This is a genomic window from Bacillus sp. 220_BSPC, from assembly GCF_001054655.1.
GTDB classification, from domain to species: Bacteria; Bacillota; Bacilli; order Bacillales; family DSM-1321; genus Peribacillus; species Peribacillus frigoritolerans.
On the sequence record NZ_JVPL01000320.1, the window covers coordinates 53163 to 71520 of the forward strand.

Annotated in this window: 18 protein-coding genes and 1 pseudogene; 2 read left to right on the plus strand and 17 right to left on the minus strand. The window is 41.2% G+C overall.

Going from position 1 to position 18358, the window contains the following annotated elements:
- Positions 1 to 21: 21 nt before the first annotated feature.
- From ADA55_RS26840 to ADA55_RS26910, 15 genes are all read right to left on the minus strand, one after another.
- Positions 22 to 1320 carry an arsenical efflux pump membrane protein ArsB gene (locus ADA55_RS26840; protein ID WP_048689702.1) on the minus strand — a complete coding sequence of 433 codons (1299 nt, stop codon included), beginning with the start codon at positions 1318 to 1320 and terminating at the stop codon, positions 22 to 24.
- Between the two features lie 17 nt (positions 1321 to 1337).
- The gene (locus ADA55_RS26845) at positions 1338 to 1679 is read right to left on the minus strand and encodes an ArsR/SmtB family transcription factor (protein ID WP_048689705.1); all 342 of its coding nucleotides are present in this window, start codon (positions 1677 to 1679) and stop codon (positions 1338 to 1340) included.
- A gap of 187 nt (positions 1680 to 1866) precedes the next feature.
- Positions 1867 to 3240 carry an FAD-dependent oxidoreductase gene (locus tag ADA55_RS26850; protein WP_048689707.1) on the minus strand — a complete coding sequence of 458 codons (1374 nt, stop codon included), beginning with the start codon at positions 3238 to 3240 and terminating at the stop codon, positions 1867 to 1869.
- A gap of 61 nt (positions 3241 to 3301) precedes the next feature.
- Positions 3302 to 3757, minus strand: coding sequence for a MarR family winged helix-turn-helix transcriptional regulator (locus ADA55_RS26855; protein ID WP_048689710.1), 456 nt, complete (start codon positions 3755 to 3757; stop codon positions 3302 to 3304).
- A gap of 72 nt (positions 3758 to 3829) precedes the next feature.
- The gene (locus ADA55_RS26860) at positions 3830 to 4027 is read right to left on the minus strand and encodes a hypothetical protein (protein ID WP_048689713.1); all 198 of its coding nucleotides are present in this window, start codon (positions 4025 to 4027) and stop codon (positions 3830 to 3832) included.
- A gap of 22 nt (positions 4028 to 4049) precedes the next feature.
- A complete protein-coding gene (locus ADA55_RS26865) occupies positions 4050 to 4535 on the minus strand; it encodes an arsinothricin resistance N-acetyltransferase ArsN1 family A (RefSeq protein WP_048689716.1) in 486 nt (161 codons plus the stop codon).
- 164 nt (positions 4536 to 4699) lie between these two features.
- Positions 4700 to 6115 carry a SpoVR family protein gene (locus ADA55_RS26870; RefSeq protein ID WP_048689718.1) on the minus strand — a complete coding sequence of 472 codons (1416 nt, stop codon included), beginning with the start codon at positions 6113 to 6115 and terminating at the stop codon, positions 4700 to 4702.
- 162 nt (positions 6116 to 6277) lie between these two features.
- Complete coding sequence (locus ADA55_RS29920) at positions 6278 to 7357, minus strand: membrane protein (RefSeq protein WP_048689721.1); 1080 nt, start codon at positions 7355 to 7357, stop codon at positions 6278 to 6280.
- 135 nt (positions 7358 to 7492) lie between these two features.
- Positions 7493 to 8605 (minus strand): o-succinylbenzoate synthase, encoded by a 1113-nt coding sequence (menC, locus tag ADA55_RS26880; protein WP_048689724.1) that lies wholly within the window; start codon positions 8603 to 8605, stop codon positions 7493 to 7495.
- 13 nt (positions 8606 to 8618) lie between these two features.
- Positions 8619 to 9413, minus strand: a complete 795-nt coding sequence (locus tag ADA55_RS26885) for a GNAT family N-acetyltransferase (protein ID WP_048689727.1) — start codon at positions 9411 to 9413, stop codon at positions 8619 to 8621.
- The gene (locus ADA55_RS26890) at positions 9406 to 10554 is read right to left on the minus strand and encodes a M20 peptidase aminoacylase family protein (protein WP_048689922.1); all 1149 of its coding nucleotides are present in this window, start codon (positions 10552 to 10554) and stop codon (positions 9406 to 9408) included. The genes ADA55_RS26885 and ADA55_RS26890 overlap by 8 nt, the downstream gene beginning before the upstream one ends.
- Before the next feature lie 68 nt (positions 10555 to 10622).
- Positions 10623 to 11465, minus strand: coding sequence for a MurR/RpiR family transcriptional regulator (locus tag ADA55_RS26895; RefSeq protein ID WP_048689729.1), 843 nt, complete (start codon positions 11463 to 11465; stop codon positions 10623 to 10625).
- A 792-nt stretch (positions 11466 to 12257) separates the two neighbouring features.
- Positions 12258 to 13139 (minus strand): radical SAM/SPASM domain-containing protein, encoded by an 882-nt coding sequence (locus ADA55_RS26900; protein ID WP_048689732.1) that lies wholly within the window; start codon positions 13137 to 13139, stop codon positions 12258 to 12260.
- Between the two features lie 233 nt (positions 13140 to 13372).
- Positions 13373 to 13693, minus strand: coding sequence for a DUF3889 domain-containing protein (locus ADA55_RS26905; protein WP_053087474.1), 321 nt, complete (start codon positions 13691 to 13693; stop codon positions 13373 to 13375).
- 49 nt (positions 13694 to 13742) lie between these two features.
- Entirely contained in the window at positions 13743 to 14711 is a 969-nt protein-coding gene (locus ADA55_RS26910; RefSeq protein WP_048689734.1) for a M14 family zinc carboxypeptidase, read from the minus strand.
- Positions 14712 to 14843: 132 nt separating this feature from the next.
- Here ADA55_RS26910 and ADA55_RS26915 point away from each other — a divergent pair, with 132 nt between their 5' ends.
- Complete coding sequence (locus ADA55_RS26915; protein ID WP_048689737.1) at positions 14844 to 15086, plus strand: YhdB family protein; 243 nt, start codon at positions 14844 to 14846, stop codon at positions 15084 to 15086.
- A 130-nt stretch (positions 15087 to 15216) separates the two neighbouring features.
- On the opposite strand, the gene ADA55_RS26920 is transcribed toward ADA55_RS26915, so the two are convergent.
- The gene (locus tag ADA55_RS26920; RefSeq protein WP_048689743.1) at positions 15217 to 15744 is read right to left on the minus strand and encodes an NADPH-dependent FMN reductase; all 528 of its coding nucleotides are present in this window, start codon (positions 15742 to 15744) and stop codon (positions 15217 to 15219) included.
- Positions 15745 to 16103: 359 nt separating this feature from the next.
- On the opposite strand from ADA55_RS26920, the pseudogene ADA55_RS29000 reads away from it, so the two are divergent.
- Positions 16104 to 16393: pseudogene (locus ADA55_RS29000) on the plus strand (transposase); the annotation flags it as partial.
- Positions 16394 to 16493: 100 nt separating this feature from the next.
- Here ADA55_RS29000 and ADA55_RS26925 read toward each other — a convergent pair.
- Complete coding sequence (locus tag ADA55_RS26925; protein ID WP_048689746.1) at positions 16494 to 18224, minus strand: phospho-sugar mutase; 1731 nt, start codon at positions 18222 to 18224, stop codon at positions 16494 to 16496.
- Positions 18225 to 18358 lie beyond the last annotated feature (134 nt).

The following is an 18358-nucleotide window of genomic DNA, read 5'->3' on the forward strand; positions in this document are numbered from 1 at the left end:
CCTTTGTTTGTAAAGTAAGGTTTAATGAATAATTTGCAGCCATATATATAAGCCGACCAATGTGATGAACAACGTTGGGATGGTTAAGATGATTCCTGTTTTAAAGTAGGTTCCCCATGAGATTTTCACGCCTTTTAGTGAAAGGACATGCAGCCACAATAACGTAGCCAAAGAACCAATCGGTGTAATTTTCGGTCCCAAGTCCGAACCGATGACATTTGCATAAATAAGGGCTTCCCTAATCGCACCAGTTGTATTGGTACTATCAATTGCAAGAGCGTCTATCATGACCGTCGGCATGTTATTCATAAGTGATGAAAGAATGGCTGCGATGAAGCCCATCCCGACAGTAGCAGCGAATAATCCTTGATCGGCGGTAACTTGGATAAGGTCAGCTAAAATGTTCGTCAATCCAACGTTTCTCAATCCATACACCACGACATACATACCAATGGAGAAAAACACAATCGCCCATGGTGCGCCTTTTACAACGGTCTTGGTATTTACAGCTGGACTTCGTCTTGCCATAAACAAGAAGAATATGGCGATAATACCTGCAATGATGGATACAGGAATGTTCAAAAATTCACTGATAAAGTAGCCTACCAACAGAACACCTAAAACAATCCCAGACACGCGAAACATTTTCACATCCCGAATGGCATCGACTGGCTTCTTCAATTGAGCCATATCATAATTCTTCGGAATGCTCTTTTTAAAGTACAAATATAATACCAGGATGCTTGCTGCTAATGAAAATAGGTTGGGAACGATCATTCTAGAGGCGAATTCAATAAACCCGATATCAAAAAAGTCAGCAGAAACAATGTTGACCAGATTACTTACCACAAGCGGTAAGGATGTAGTGTCCGCAATAAACCCACTCGCGATGATAAATGGGAAGATCATTCTCTCTTCCAACTTCAGGTTCCGAACCATTGCCAATACAATCGGTGTAAGGATAAGAGCGGCTCCGTCGTTTGCGAAGAAAGCAGCGACTAAGGCTCCGAGAATGCTCACATACACAAACATCCTTACTCCATTTCCCTTGGCCGCTCTAGCCATATGCAAGGCTGCCCATTCAAAAAATCCAATCTCATCTAAAATAAGGGAGATAATAATAATAGCAATGAACGCCAACGTCGCGTTCCATACAATACCCGTAACGGTTATAACATCCTTGAAGTCAACGACCCCAACGAGTAAGGCAAGTACCGCCCCCCCGCATGCTGACCAGCCGATTGACAATCCCTTTGGTTGCCAGATGACGAATGTCAATGTCAGCAAAAAGATGATACTAGCTAATATAACTGTACCCAATTATGTTCTCCTCCTCGTTAGTCACAACAAATTCGTTTTCCTTGTGCAGTTAATTCTTCTACTTTAAATGCTTGACTTGGCAAATCCTTGATAACCGTTTGAATAAATGAGTAATACGAGGATGTTTGATTTAACGAGTAAAATATCCATTGTCCCCTTCTCGCTTCATTCACGATCCCGCCATCTTTCAACTTTCGTAAATGCTGGCTTATAGCTGGCTGGCTCATCTCGAATAGATCCACAAATTCACAGACACAACATTCATGCTCAGACATGATCTTAATCATGGTCAAACGGGTTTTATCACCTAGTAATTTAAGAATGTTTGCCGTGGTTTCTATATCCAACGCCTCATTCATTGCATTTCATCCCTCCTAGCCCAAGTTAAATAAGTATATGCTTATGTAATTATTCAACATTATTGTATAAGCATATTCTTATTTAATCAAGCATTAAATATTCAACCATATAATTTCCTTACTTTAATATTCAGCACTTCAAAGAAATTATAAAAGACCAGCCTTGTTTTAGACTGGTCTTTCTATTTCATTCACAACAAGAATTATTTTTGATCTCCAATCTCGCTAGAACGGGGCTGCCACAGCAAGAACCATCCTTCGTTTCATTTGCAGGAAGATCAGAATCGCAAGAATTAGATGCAAGATTCACACTGCAAACTCCTGTTTCAGGGAGTTCCAAGTGTACTTCTTTTGCCGCCTCTACATCCCCTGTGAGATAAGCCACTACCGAACGGACTTGTTCGTAGCCTGTCGCCAATAGGAATGTAGGTGCTCTTCCATAACTCTTCATGCCAACAATATAAAAATTCTTTTCAGGGTGCCTTAATTCTTGTTCACCATGCGGTCGCACGGTTCCACAGCTATGAATATTGGGATCAATTAGCGGAGCTAGCGCTTCTATGCTTTCCACAGCTGAATCAAGGTTTATCCTTATTTCATTTAAAAAGGATGTATCAGGTCTGAAGCCCGTACTCACAACGATTTCATCGATATCACTGAGTGTGAATTCTTCTCCGTCAAGTTCTCCCACCACTGTGATTTTATCGTTTGTTGGGTACACTTCATTAATATGAAAGGGAATAAGAATATTGATTCGTCCAGACTCCACTAATTGCTGAATTCTTATGCCCAACTCTCCACGAGCGGCCAAGCCGTCGTTTTCTTGTCCACCGTACACTTCATGGATTTGTTTTTTACGAAGAACCCAGTAGATCTTGGTATCCGTAAATTTTTGCTGTAAAATGGCCAGATCCAATAAGGCATTTATGGCAGAATGGCCGCTTCCGATTACCACGGTGGTTTTATTTTGATATCTGTTTTCCAGTTGTTCGATGTTCGGGATGCCATAGTGGATTTGATTGTGTAATTTTCTCTCGGCATTCGTCCAGATACCGTTGGAAAGGATCGGGTTCGGATTGGTCCAAGTACCTGATGAATCAATCACTGCTTTCGCTTCAATCACTTTTGTGTCACCATTCACTTCTACATACAATTGAAAGGGAACCGTGTCCCGTTTTCCTGTTTTCAACTTATCGTGAGCCTTTTTGGCAACACCGACTACTTTTGCCTGTAACATAATCCGTTCTTTTATTTCTGGAAGGTTACTTAGCGGCAGAAGATACTCTTCTACCAATTCGCGACCTGTCGGCAAAGCTTCTTTGTTGGGTGAAGCCCAACCAGCGTTCTCCAGTAATTCCTTTGCTGTTTGATCGATGTTATACTGCCACGGAGAAAACATTCGGACGTGTCCCCACTCCAGCATGCTCGAACCAACGGAATCCCCCGCTTCCAATACGATAAACTTCTCGCCTTTTTTTAGTAAGTGGGCGGCAGCGGCCAGCCCCACAGGACCTCCGCCTATAATTGCTACGGGTAATGCATTTTTATCGAATTGAACCATGATTATTCCCTCCTAAATCCCTTTAAAAAGTTGTAATTTACAAGTATTATCGAAAATTATACTACCCCCAAGGAGTAGTACAGCATACGGAAGACTTCAGCATTTTATCATTAAGCAATTTCAGGGAACGCACGACGGATTCCTTTTCAAACTCATTCATCGTCTTGAAGATTTCATTCAAATAATCATTCATTTGCTGATCGATGGTTTGATTGATTTTCACGCCTTCATCGGTCAAAGAAAGGATAGAAATTCTCCGATCTTTTGCATCAGGTGTTTTAGTGACCAAATTCAATTTTATTAGCGATTGGATTTGTCGACTGAACGTCGTAATATCCGTTCCCAATGTTTCTGCAATTTGCTGGATGGAAGCCTTATTTTGTCGGTTTATTTCATACAGGATATGGCTTTGAACGAGGGATACCTCAATTCCATCAGCGCTGCAGCAATTTTTATTCAATAATCCAAAACGTCTAGTTAAGAGTTGGAAGAGACCTCTAAGGTTTTCATTTTCCATTACTTTCACCTCACTTTATTTATACGCTAATTATTTGCATTTTGCAACTATTCGATTCAACTATTTTTTCTTTTATTTTTTTAGCTTGTTAAAAGCCGTCGTGAAATTTCGGTGAGTTTGCTCGCCATAATAACACGCTTCGCCTTTAAAAAAGTTGGTTTTAATGAATTCTTTTGCCTTTTCCACCACAGGTTCACGAGAAGCTAAAACCAGCTTGAAATAGGCATCAAAATAGCCAACAGACAATACGCTTGAATGGTTAACTGTCATAATCCTCTTACCCCCTAATTGTTTACAGTAATTTCTCCATAGCCATCACATCGACAAATTCACCGTCTAAAATTCCCTGGTTCTTAAACACTCCCACTTCTCTATACCCCCGTTTTTTGTACAATCCTTGCCCCATCTGGTTAAAGGGAAAAGTGAATAACACAATTTTATTGAAGGCATTTTCTTTTGCGAGCTTTTCGATGGATTGCAGCAATAAACCGCCAACCCCTTTTCCACGATGATCTCTTGAGATATAAACGGATAAATCGGCAACCCCTTTATAAGCATCACGACTGTTATATGGATTCAAGGAAGCCCAACCGACAATTTCCCCATCTTGCTCGGCGACAATCAGCTTATATCGCCCGATATGCTTGGCAAACCATTCCTCCATGTAGGCTTGATCCTTCGTTTCCGTTTCCAACGTGGCAATTCTATCCTCAATCCCTTGATTGTATATATCTTTGACCGATTCCAAGTCTGTTTCCATCGCTTCACGAATGATCATGCCTTTCCCCTTTCGTTTGCCAAATGATTTTTTAATATTCTTAGTTGATTTATAACATCAATAGTTGCAAATTACAAATATTTTTTTTTATAGAAAGGATCACTATACGAATAAAAAGTGCTTGAAACAAGAAAACTGCCGAGTGACCGGCAGTTTTATCAACTTTATAAATATTTCCGGTGAATGCCTTTTCCATCATAAGAAAACAGGACTTCTTTTCCTTCTATGACTGATTCCATATGCACGGAGCGCCCCCAAAGCTGATGGATATATGGCATGACTTTTTCGAGATATTTCAGATCCAGCTCAATATCTTCATACCAATGTTTTAGATAAAGTTCCCCATTACGCATGAAGTCCCCATCGTTAACTGTGATATAAGGGAAACCTCCGTTAACCCTCATGCTCACAAGTTGATCACGTACATGTTCCCATGCCTTATCGACGATTTTATAATCCTTCCCCTGCTTTTGGAAAAGGTACATATCCTCCCGCATGACAAGATCCTTCGTCAAATAATTGCGGAGAAAGGAAATATCCGATTCGATTTCCCTGACTTCGAACATCTTTTCCCGGCCAGATCCTGGCTTGACGCCGAGCCTGATCATTTCTTCGGTCGGATTATCATAGCGTTCTTCAATATCTTCAAGCACTTTCAAGCCTAGATAATAAGGATTGATGCTGGTCCGTGAAGGCTGCACGACACCTGCGTTCAGTTTCGCGAATTCAATCGCTTCCCCTGAGGATAGATCCAATTCACGGATAATGCGCTGATGCCAGTAGGATGCCCAGCCTTCGTTCATGATTTTCGTTTCCAGCTGCGGCCAGAAATATAGCATCTCTTCCCTGATCATCGTCATGATATCCCGCTGCCATTCGGTTAAATCCCTGCTGTACTGTTCTATGAAAAGCATAATATCCTTTTCTGGCCTTGGCGGGAATTTTTTTCTTTTTTTAATGTTGGATTTCTGCGGTTTATCCTTATTATCAAGATTCCATAAATCATCGTATTGTGTGGCAGTCGGTTTTATTTCCTCTTCTTCTTCCTCATCTTCCATCGTCCAGGCAAGCTTCGGTCTCATCAGCGACGGATCGATATGTTCCTCAATGGCTAAAAGTGCATCGAGGAAGGTTTCCACTTCCTTTTTGCCATGCAGGATTTCATATTCACGGATTCTTTCTGCCGTTGCCGACATACTTTCTACCATATCCCTCTTGGTATTATTGAAACGTATATTATTCTTAAAGAAGTCACAATGCGCCAAAACGTGGGCAACAATCAATTTATTTTGTACAAGTGAATTGGAGTCCAGCAGAAAAGCGTAACAAGGATCAGAGTTAATGACCAGTTCATAGATTTTACTTAATCCAAAGTCGTACTGCAGCTTCATTTTATGAAATTGCTTTCCAAAGCTCCAATGAGAAAAACGGGTCGGCATCCCATAGGCACCAAATGTATAAATGATTTCTGAAGGGCAAATTTCATAGCGCATCGGGTAAAAATCCAACCCGAACCCCGTTGCTATTTCTGTAATTTCACTAATGGCATATTCCAGAGCCTTTTGCTCCGCTTCATTCATCCGATATCCCCCTTGTCTTCCGCCTTTAAACTAATGTATGAAAAAAAGGAGGAAAAATGCCGTGATCATGAGTAAAGGTCCTCGATAACAGAAAAAAACACCTCCATGAAGAAGATGTCAGGCCAAATGTTTCATGCAGTTCTGCACTCAATCCCTTTGATATTAAAATTTCGCTAATTCCGGATTCACAGCCTCTTTTTTCATTTTTGAACGGACCCAGGAAATGATGAGCGCTGCAATGATGACAAAACCTAAGTATCCTGTGATTGGGTATACCGTCCCAACCAATTTAATAAAGCCAACGAAACTTGCAAGGAAGGCGAGAATCCCGACTATAATCACGGATAATTTAAATCGTTTCGTTTCCGCAGGCACCAGCCTGGCGGTGAATGCATACAGCATCCCGACAGCTGTATTATAAATCATTCCTAAAAGGATGATTGATAGGATAAATCCCAACCATGGAGAAATCTGATTCGCTAAATGAAGGGTAGGCATACCAGAGCCTTCTATGCCCTTCAAGTCGGACATCATCCCCATATTAATCAAAAATAACAGGATCCCCAATCCGATCCCCCCCAGGATTCCTCCCATTCCAGCCTGTTTCTTATTCTTGAAGGTCCCGCCCATTACGGCCAGCATGGCAATTCCGGCAGTCATATTATATGAAACATAAAGTAATGAACCCATCAACCAATTTCCGGTAGCAGCCGTTCCTTTACTTGAAGATGAAATGATTTGATTGAAACTTAGATTGGATGTGAAAAATGAATAACCTGAAATAATGATCATGATAACGAATAAAAACGGTGTGACGGCACTAATGATGGACATTATTTTATTAACATTAAGTAAAAGCGTACCGATCGTGAGCACCGTCATGACGATTGCACCGACCATGCTTGGAATCCCGAATTGTTCCTCAAAAATCGTTCCTGAGCCGGCAATCATGATGACTGTAACGCCAAACAAGAAAAATGTGATGATAATATCGACCACCCTGCCTATATAGCGGCCGCAAATATGATCGATGATGCTTTTATGGGAACGTGTCTGGAGAGTGCTCCCCAACTGGGTAACTTGCATGCCCAAAAACGCGAATAAAACTGTCGCCACCACAATTCCCAATACACTGTAGATTCCAAAACTCGTGAAGAACTGTAACACTTCTTGTCCTGAAGCGAAACCTGCTCCAATGATGATTCCAATATATGCTCCTCCAAGATTTATACTGTTTTTCATATCTAATACCACCTTAATTATATGATTATTCTGACAATTTAAGTTATGAGAATATCTTTCCTTTCATCATTATCCTCCCAGCTTCAAGTTAACGGGCGATTGCCCATGAAGCCGGGAGGTCCTTTAATTCAACTCTTATTTATTTGTATATCTTTTACTATAGGAAGTGAATTCATCGACCGCAGTGTAATCTACTTCATAGCCAATGCCTGCCGCTTTTGGAACGGTTATGACCCCATCATTCACTGTAACCTCCGGTTGGATGATGTCTTTATGCCAATAATTCGCGGATGCTGCCGTATCACCAGGCATCGTGAAGTTATCAAGTGTTGTCAATGCGATATTATGGGCACGCCCCACACCAGATTCCAACATGCCTCCGCACCAAACCGGTACATTCCTTTCTTTACATAATTCGTGTATTTTCATAGCTTCCGTTAAACCGCCAACCCTGCCTATCTTAATATTAATGATTTTACAGCTTCCCAATTCAAGGGCTTTTCTCGCATCTTCGACGGAATGTATACTTTCATCTAAGCAAATCGGTGTTTTGATTTCCGCTTGTAATGTGGCATGATCGACAATATCATCCGATGACAAAGGCTGCTCGATCATCATTAAATCAAATTGATCAAGTTGTTTGAGTAATTCAATGTCTTTCAGCCGGTAAGCGGAGTTTGCATCTGCCATTATCGGAATATCGGGATATAGATTGCGCACTTCCCTGATTACGTCAACATCCCAACCTGGTTGAATTTTCATTTTGATTCTTTTATACCCATCCTTCAATCCAGCTTCTATCTTTGCCAGTAATTCAGGTACCGTTTTTTGGATGCCGATACTGATCCCAACATCGATCTTTTCCAGCTCCCCGCCTAAAGCCATACTTAAAGGGATATTCTTTTCTTTTGCGTATAAATCCCAGATGGCTCCCTCGATTGCCGATTTTGCCATATTATTTTTACGAATATGCGAGAACATATCCGATACATCACGAGGATGCTCTATTTCTTTATCCAATACAACCGGAATCAGGAAATCCTCCAGCATGTTCCAATTGGTTTTTATCGTTTCTTCGTTATACCAAGGTGCTGAAAATGCCACAGATTCAGCCCAGCCTGAAAGTCCCTCTCCATTTTTCACTTCCACAAGAATGAACTCCTTATCCACAAACGTTCCAAAGCTTGTTGTAAAGGGAGCTACCAAATCCATATTTAAATGACGTAAACGCACTTCCGTTATTTTCATCCCGATTCCCCTCTTATTCTTGTTTTTTTAATAAATAGTTTTGAATGTTTTCACCTTGTTCCCGTTCGATCCCGGCAGCAACATATCCTTTGGCAAAAAGAGCTTTGAATAATTCACCGGTTTTTAACCGCCAATCAATCGCAAGGTGAAGATCAGATTTTTTGATTTGTTGAATATCCGTCGGAATGGGGATGGCGATCACCTCGGCATTGGTTTCGAAATGATAATCCTTGATATAAGGAAAGCCTTGGTCATTCATTCCTGTCGTTACGATGTGTATGGCTTTATCAGGAAGCGGAGTCTCGTCCTTTGCTTCCTGCCGTATATTCCATTCCACCATGAATCGATCAGTGGAAAGTCCTTCATTGAGGGTATCCTTCATATTTCCATAACAATCTTCCATATATGTAGAGCATACAGCTTTTAGCTTACCGATATTCAAGTTTGCATTCACACTTTCCAATGGATCATATGTCCATGTGATCAAGTCGTAGCCCTTTTTGAGTGCTTCTTCTTTTTGTGCAAGTTTAAGTAATCTGCCGTAGCCCTTCTTTTGATGGGCCGGATGGATGGCTAACATATGTGAACAAAGATATCCCCTTCCGTCCTTGAATCCCGGGAAACTGTATTGAAACCCGACTAACTGGCCATTGATATAGCCGCCTAATACAAGCCCGCCGTTTTTGACTGCTGTAATCGTCTGATGGATGGGAACGCAATCCATGCCCCATACAAGGGCTTCCAGCCGCTGCACTTCTTGTAAATCCTCTAGTGCGGATAGGGATTTGATGATGAATTCATCAGTCATGTAAGGGGCCCTCCCCTCCATACTTCTCGAAAGTGAGTATGATGGCTTTGGCTAAGATTTCAATTCCAGATAACAAAGCTTCTTTGTTGAATGTCATGTTCGGATGATGGAGCCCTGGTGCCAAATCACAGCCCAATCCAAGCATCGTCGCTTTGAGTTCAGGTCTTTTCAACGTATAAAAATGAAAATCCTCTCCTCCTGTTGTAATGACAGGCGCTACCAAATTTTCTTCCCCAAGTGTATCGGCTATCGCTTCAGACATTATTTCCTGTGCTTGATCGTTCACGGTTGCTGCAGCAACACAGGTTCCCGGTTCGAGTTTCACTTCGACTCCATGGACAATGGCCAAAGATTCTGCAACCTTTTCCACCTTTTTGGTGAGCTCTTTCATCACTGCATTATCCTGTGCCCGTAAATCCAATGAAAAAGTGGCTCTCCCCGGGATGATATTGGAACTTTCGCCGCCAGCAAAAAACTGCGTCATTTTTACGGAATAAGGGATGGACGGATTGAGATGGATTCCATTTAACAAGGTGATGAATGCCGCTCCTATCTCGATGGCATTCTGCCCTTGATGCGGTCTGGCTCCATGCGCATCAGTTCCCGCTATTTCACCTTTAATGAACTGAGCGGCTCCATGCATAATGGCTGGCGCCGCTTGCCCATCTTTCACTTCCTCAACCGGTCTTAAGTGCACTCCATAAAGGAAATCGACATTATTCAATACTTCTTCTTCAATCATCTTCAAGGCGCCCGTGCCTTTTTCTTCAGCAGGTTGGAAAATGAATTTCAGCTTGCCTCTTGGACGAAAGCCCATTTCCTTCAATACAAGAAATACTCCAAGTGCCAAGGTCATATGACCATCGTGTCCACAGGAATGATTGGCTTGAAACGTCCCTTGCACCTCCTGCCAAAGCGCATCGATATCCGATCGTAATCCGACCGTGAAATCCCCATCCCCGATTTCGCCAACCACACCTGTACAGTCCTCGAATGTTTTTACTTTACACTGATTCCCCGTTAAAATATTTGAAATGAAAGCTGTTGTATTCACCTCATTCCAACTCGTTTCTGGATTTGCGTGTAAATGGTCAAAAATATCGAGTATACGCGGCCTTAATTTTTCGATGGTTTGTGTGATATCCATTTCTATCTCCCCCTTATATACCGGTTTAATGGGCTTGTTCACCAACTGATGGATGTTTTATCTCAAAAGAAATAATCGTCTTGATTGAACGCATCATATATAGCTTTTCTTTCTTTGAATCCTTGTTCATCCTTAATCGATACACCAGCTACTAAACTATTCAATAATGAGAATAACACTGGTGCCGTATCGATCGTGGAAGTCCTTGGTGTTGAAATGGGCAATAAAATGTCAGTGTATTCCGCAATCGGAGCCAGTTCGGAATCCGTAACCCCAATTACAAATGCACCCGCTTTTTTGGCCATTTCCGTTATTTTCACAGTCTCTTTAACATAGCGGTGAAAAGAAATGGCTACAAAAACGGAATTTTCAGTCATTTTATTCAACATTAAAAATATATCATCAGTATCAGGCCGATATAAATGAACCTCTTCCCTAACAAGCCTAAGTGTAAAGGTTAACCAATGTGCTGCCGAAAATGATAAACGGTGTCCGGATATCAAAACATTGTCAGCTGCCGCCAATTTATCGACTGTTTTGGCGAAATCTTCATTTGATAAATTTTTCATGGTCTTTTCGATGCTGATGATATCCTGCCCCATTACTTGAGCCATGAAGTTTGGCTGACTCGCGGCTTCAAGTTTTGAAGAATGATATTCATTCAAACTGCTGCTCTCGTATATCAACTGATTTCGAATAAGGTTTTGAAGCTCTGCATATCCGCTTAACCCCAATGAATAGCAAAAGCGGATGATGGTCGTTTCACTCACCCCAATGTCTTTTCCGAGCTTTTGAGCTGAAGTGACTGCAAATGTATGTGAATGCACCAACAAGTATTTTGCTACCTTTTTTTGACCAGTAGATAAACCAGGGAATACTTCTTTAACTTTTTGCTGTAAATCCATAAAACATCCCCTCTGAAGCAAGATATGAATCCAATACTTTTTATATGACAATATGAAGTATTAACTTCATTAATAATAGTGAGTATTTTATCACGGTCCTTTTAATAAAACAATAATATTCTGAATTTTTAATAATAAGATGGTGGCAATGTCCTTCAAGCACAAAAAAACCAGAGATGGACTCCATGGTTTCAGCTTGGCGAAATAAGATGGGGTTCGGAGTACGAGGATGGTTTTCAGTAGGCTAAAAGGGAGCGGATTTCTGAAAGAGGGTATGTGTAATGATTTCCACTCCAGGCACTCGCTTTCCGCGGGCGGTCCGCCCTTGGCGCTCCTTGCGACTGCGGGGCCTCCCTCGACACGCTTTTCCCGCTGGAGTCTCGTACCTTCCGTTCCAATCAACTGGAACTTTTTTCAAAAGAAATATTGTAGGGAAACTGGCTCTTCTCCAATTCGTCTACAGTCTGGGGGTTCCATCACTTTTTCGACAAAAGGAGTTTCGGATTGTCTCGCCCTGAACCAAGATAAAAATAAACTTGATTATCTTTCATGTTTTTTTATTGCCTAATCTCGTTGGATTGAAGAAATTTGCGACGCTCCTGCCGAATTTACCTGCTAGCCGAGACCCCTCAGACGCTTGCTTTGATGCGGCTTGGCAGACAATCGGCGGAAAGGGAGCGGATTTCTGCAATCACCTGAAATTTTCCAATAAAAAAACTGCAGGCAAACTGATTTTCATCAAGTTTGTCTACAGTCTGAAACCACGAAATGAACTCCGTTATTTTCCTCTATTTATTTTTTATGACGCTTTGCGTAGCCACACCGTTTACATAATTCTTCAACTGCACATCTTCTTGAGAAACCATCATACATATTTTTAGCCCGTTCACCATTTAAAATGTCTTCAAGTGATGTTTCGAATATATTTCCAAGCGGTATTTTCCCTTCACTATCCAAACAACAAGGTACGACTGTACCATCCACCAAGATACCTAACTGATCTCTAAGAGCATAGCAAAAAATATTTTCATCGATAATGTCACGGTCCAATTCCGGCCACTCGAATTTTTCGGCCATGTTTATATAAACCCGGTCCCTTAACTTAATATTATTCTTTTGCTGAAGAGCATCACTTAAGCGAATGTCCAATGAAAGCTTCTCCTCCAGCATGCTCAGAATATCATCGTTCAGGCCATTACTCGCTTTTAATTCAGCCGTATCCATATTCCATAAACGAATGGCACAAATCACTTCACTTTTTTCATTTGCTTCATTTATGAAATCGGCAATATTACTGACATAAGAGTCAAGACTATTGGTCGTATCGTTTGCCTCAAAGCTATGAAGTGAAATATTCACCTGCCGGAGGGCTTTTTTGGAGAGCAGCTTGTCTTTGACCTTTTGAATCAAAGTACCGTTCGTTGTAATATTAACCTTCAGGTCATTTTCAGCACTGATATCCAGGAATGTACCCAAATTTTTATTTAAAAACGGTTCACCCATCAGATGAAAATAAATATGATCGGTGTGTGGTTTGATTTTCTTGATAACTTCCGTAAACCCTTCAGGATCCATGAATTTCAGGGTCCTTTGCAAGCTGGAACTTGGGCAAAAATTACACTTCAAATTACATATATTCGTAATTTCCACATAAACTTTCTTAAACTTTCTCATTTTCTACTACCCCTACAATCAAGCTTATTGTTTCAATCTGATACTAACTATACTGGTTAGCTGCTCATAAATGCAATGAAAACTTCATGGCAGCTGACCATATTGGAATCACTTTCTTTTAATTACGAATCCGTTATCCCCTTTTCCGGACAACTTTTAAAAGAAATCAGAAAAAAACATCTTCTCGAAGTGAAGATGTTCGGTAAGATGCCTACCTGGAATTTGTCCTGATCTCACTTTCCTTTTTGCTCCGTGACCTTCAAACTAAGTAATTTTTCATTTTTCCAATCATGTTGTACGGTAACGATGACATTGAACTCCTGACCTTTATCCTCGACCAAAAATCTGAAATCGTCTTCGACGAGATTTTTCGCTACAGTTTTTCTGCCCTTATATTCGTAGTCGGTAATCTCAACTTCAGGATAATCTGCCTGCACTATCGTAATCGCAATCTTTCCGTATTTTTCGTAATCGGGTTTTTGGGCCTGTGCTGAAATGGATCCTGCTTGTATGATTAAAAAAATCCCCATTAGCATCACGATGACTTTTTTCAAAATCTTTTCCTCCTCATACTTTCCGCTTAGTATTATTATGTAAAAATGTTCAGTTGTTATGCAGCTGCTTCGCTTCTTTTACAAGCATGATTCCAACTAATCGATTCCTCTTCCATTCTTCAGGAAACACAGTCAACGGCGGATTGGTTTCATCCACTAAATAACTAAGTTCAATCGTCATTCCCGGGCGGCTGAATTCAGTTATGAACCAATCAGTAAATCCGCTTCCTACCGCTTCTTTCTCCGGAAAGGTCAGTTCATACCCAGTCATTTCGGCAGTCTTTTTGGCAATCCCATAATCTCTCGCCATATTTTTCCGTTTATTTTTGTAATGCCAAAAGATTTCCCTTCCTGAGGTATGATAGGAAACAGCAATAAGGGGATCGATCTCCTTCGTGAAATCCGTAAGCGCTTTTACTTCAGCTGCTTCCAGTGGTTGTCCGCCTTTATAAAATTGATACGTCGGTTTTGTTTCATGACTCATGACTTCTTTCCATCCAGCCGGATATTGCCTATTCAAATCAATGCCTTTAGCGTTGGCTTTCCATCGGGACCAATTCCTGCTATATCGGTTCATTTTCCATACTGCAGCCTTTTCAAGAACATTTAAATTGGATAAATCTCCTTGCTGGATGCTCACGCCATCTGGATTCAGCATCGGGATGAACCAGATGCTCACTTCATCAAATGATTCCGACGGAAATTCCCCGACAGGTTTGCCCGCTCGATAGGCGGCTGCATATTCTTCAAGCATGCGCATTAAAAGTATGGAACTGAGCCATTCCCGTCCATGATGTGACCCCACCAGCAAAATCGATTTTTTTCCTTTCCCTAACCTGATTGCCTTTATATTTTTCCCCTTTTCAGTTTGTCCGATTATTTGAACGTCCAATCCATATTGCTTTTGAATTCCTTGCAAATCCATTTCCAGCTGTTCAGGGGAATACACTTCTGCCGCCAGCGATGGTTCAGGGAAAAAAAGAAGCACCAATATTCCAATTACCATTATTTTTCTCATGTACTCACCTTTTATTTTTATTCAGGTAAAAAGCAACAACCGCGGTCCAAATACATCGCCACTTATTGTAAGGAAATGTTCTGTCAGATCTGAACAAAATACAAATAGCTCCTTATTAAGGGGGAGAAGAACATGAGGATTGCGGATTATGATCAGGCATTGTTTCACACACACCGTTCTGATTGGGACAGCTTGTTAGTATTGATGGTTCGAACGAAAGATCACTTTCTTTCGAAAAAAATAGAACATTTTTTGCACGCTTACAGGTTTGAGCATGATTATCAAATCGTTCAATCCCAACTGTATGCACTGCTTCGTTATCTGGATCATGCGGCAGAAAAAACAAGTGATTATTTAAGTGAACTTCCAAGCTAAAATCAACTATAGTTTTTGCAAATCGGGAAAATTTATACAAGAGGATTAATTATCGGGGATATAACTTTGGCTGGTGAAACCCTATAAAAACAAGGAAGGGTCAGGTATTGAATACCTGACCCTCATTTCATCATTTTTTCATTGTAGTATATGCAGTTGCATACATTTTAAGCTCTTCGATCATACCTTCAACAAGTACCGCAGACTCTTCAAATAAACCATCATTTTCGTAATCGAAGCAATGCGGATCCAGAACCAATTGTTTTGCGATCACATTTGCATAAAGGCTTCGACCCACTGTCCTCATTGAATTCAAGGCATTGATCCCGCCTTTTCCTCCGCCGGAGACAGCCAATAGAGCGACAGGTTTATGTGTGAATTGTTCACTACTTAAAAAATCCAAGGCATTTTTCAAGGCTCCGCTCATGGAACCATGATATTCCGGAGTGGTCAGAATTACGCCATCAGCTTCCTCGATGCTTTTCCGGAGACCTTGAATCACTTCCAATTGATATTGCTCACCTTCACCTGAATATAAAGGGATTTCGCTATTGCTTAAATCAATAAGTTCCGCTCCGAATTTCTTGGATATGTAGCGTGAGGCAATCCCCGTACGCCCTTGTTTACGTGGTGAACCATTAATGATTACTAATTTCATGAATTAAACCTCCATTATTCCCGTTGTTTTCCGAGATCAGTCGCCAATACAGTATACCAAAACCGAAACGGATTTTCCTAGAATTTTGATTTTTCATTCAACTAAAAATTGCCATAATAAAAAACCGAAAGACCGAGAAGTCTTTCGTTCAGAGACAAACTCGATGAAAATCGAGTTTGTCTACATTTTTTTTTGCTTGTACAAATTTTGACGTTGATTGGAACGTAGGGCCACGCTTTCCGCGGGCGGTCCGCCCTCGGCACACTTGCGCCTGTGTATTAAAACTTGAGGTGATGAGGATGCTTTCGAAACATCATTCTAATCAGCGAGATCAACTTGAAATAATTACTTTAGATTAACTGGTGCCGGCGAATCATTTGGTTCGTAAAATGGAGGCTTCCATTGACTTAACTTTTATTTATGACTTGGTGATAGAAATGTATTCAGCGGTAGGACGCCCAAGTATTGATCCAGGTATTTTAGTTAAAAACTGACGTTCTTCAATATACCTTCAGTATTCGTTCCATGCGTAAAACGATTGAAGAAGTTGAAATAAATATGGCTTACCGTTGGTTCTTAGGCTATGGGTTTCCATAATAAAGCACCTCATTTCTCAACGTTCGGGAAAAATTATGAACGACGCTTTAAAAAGGGAATTTTAAAAGGGGTCCGGAATTTTTAATTCCGAACCCCTTTTGTACAAACTGAAACGAAAGACCGAAGAAGTCTTTCGTTTAGCTTTCATACATTTAAACCAATGCTTCAATCTTGCTCATGAAATCTTCCATGACTCCCGATAACTTGGACTCAGCTTCTTGCATTGATTTACCTTGGACACCGAAATAGAATTTAATTTTCGGTTCGGTGCCTGAAGGACGCAGGCAAACCCATGTACCATCCTCAAGGAAATACTTCAATACATTGGATTTCGGAAGCTCGATCAATTCTACATCATTTGAAAGTAATGTACGCTTCTTGCTGCTTTGGTAATCTTCTTCAATGACTACCGGAATGCCAGCTATTCGGGAAGGAGGATTTTGACGGAATTGATTCAATATTCCTTGAATCTGTTTTGCTCCCTCAATGCCCTTTAAAGTCAATGAACGCAATCCTTCCAAGTAAAAGCCGTACTTTTCAAACACATTCAGCAATCCTTCATATAGTGTCAATCCCTGCTTTTTATAATGGGCACAAACCTCGACAGCAAGCACTGCAGCTTGAATGGCATCCTTATCACGTGCAAAGTCTTTAATCAGATAACCGTAGCTTTCTTCATATCCGAACAAGAAGCTACTTTCCCCGCTTTCATGATACTGATTTATTTTCTCGGCGATGAACTTAAACCCGGTAAGTACATCAACCGTCTTCAAGCCATATGACTCGGCAATCGTCCGCCCGATTTCCGAAGTGACGATGGTTTTTAAGACGACTCCATTTTGGGGAATCTTTCCTTTCTCTTTTTTCTGGGACAGTAGATAGTCCAGGAAAAGTGCACCTGTTTGATTTCCAGTCAGGACAACATATTGACCCATCTCGTTTTTAACGGCAATTCCAAGCCTATCGGCATCTGGGTCCGTTGCTATCAATAAGTCCGCCTCGACCTTGTTTCCAAGCTCGATGGCCATTTCAAATGCAGCTGGTTCCTCTGGATTCGGAGACTGAACTGTCGAAAAATCCGGATCCGGCAATTCCTGCTCCTTAACGATATGCAAATTTTGATACCCTAAGCTTTGCAGTGCCCGCCTGACTGATTTATTTGCCGTTCCATGAAGCGGCGTAAAGACGATTGACACATCTATTTCCTCGGCAAGCTGCGGGTTCTCGGGAACCGTCAGCAGCTCACGATTATAGGCAGCGTCCAATTCCTCACCAATCATTTCGATGAGGCCCTGCCCTTTAAGGACTTCAGCTTCTTCAACCTGAATTTCAAGCTCACTTTCAATGGCATTCACATAGCTGATCACCTGATCCGCTGCTTCCGGTGGCAATTGTGCCCCATCTGACCCATAAACCTTGTAACCATTATATTCAGGCGGATTGTGGCTCGCCGTGATGACGATTCCAGCAAAAGCATTCAGCTCGCGAACCGCAAATGACAATTCTGGAGTTGGACGCAATTCATCGAATAAATAAGCCTTCACCCCAAATGTAGCCAAGGTCTTAGCTGCTTCGAGTGCAAATTCCGGGGACTTATGTCTCGAATCATAAGCGATCACAGCCCCTCTTCCTTTTGCTTCTACCCCAAACGAAGAGATATATTGAGCCAACCCAACCGTTGCCTTCCTTACAGTATAAAGATTCATCCGGTTCGTTCCCGCGCCGATTTCCCCACGCATTCCGCCTGTTCCAAACTCTAGATTTTTATAAAAGGCATCTTCGAGTTGTGCTTCATCCTGCTGCATTTCCTCAAGGAGGACACGTAATTCCCCATTTAAATTCTGGTACCCTGCCCAAGTAGTGTATAAAGATTTCCAATCCATCTCCAACATCTCCTCCCAAACGCCTTATTTGTAATTATTATGTATCTGCCTTACATATACAAAATTATCATATTTATTCCAATAAATGAAGTAAAGGCTCGTAATGAAAAGAACCTAATCCAGTGTTCTTCACA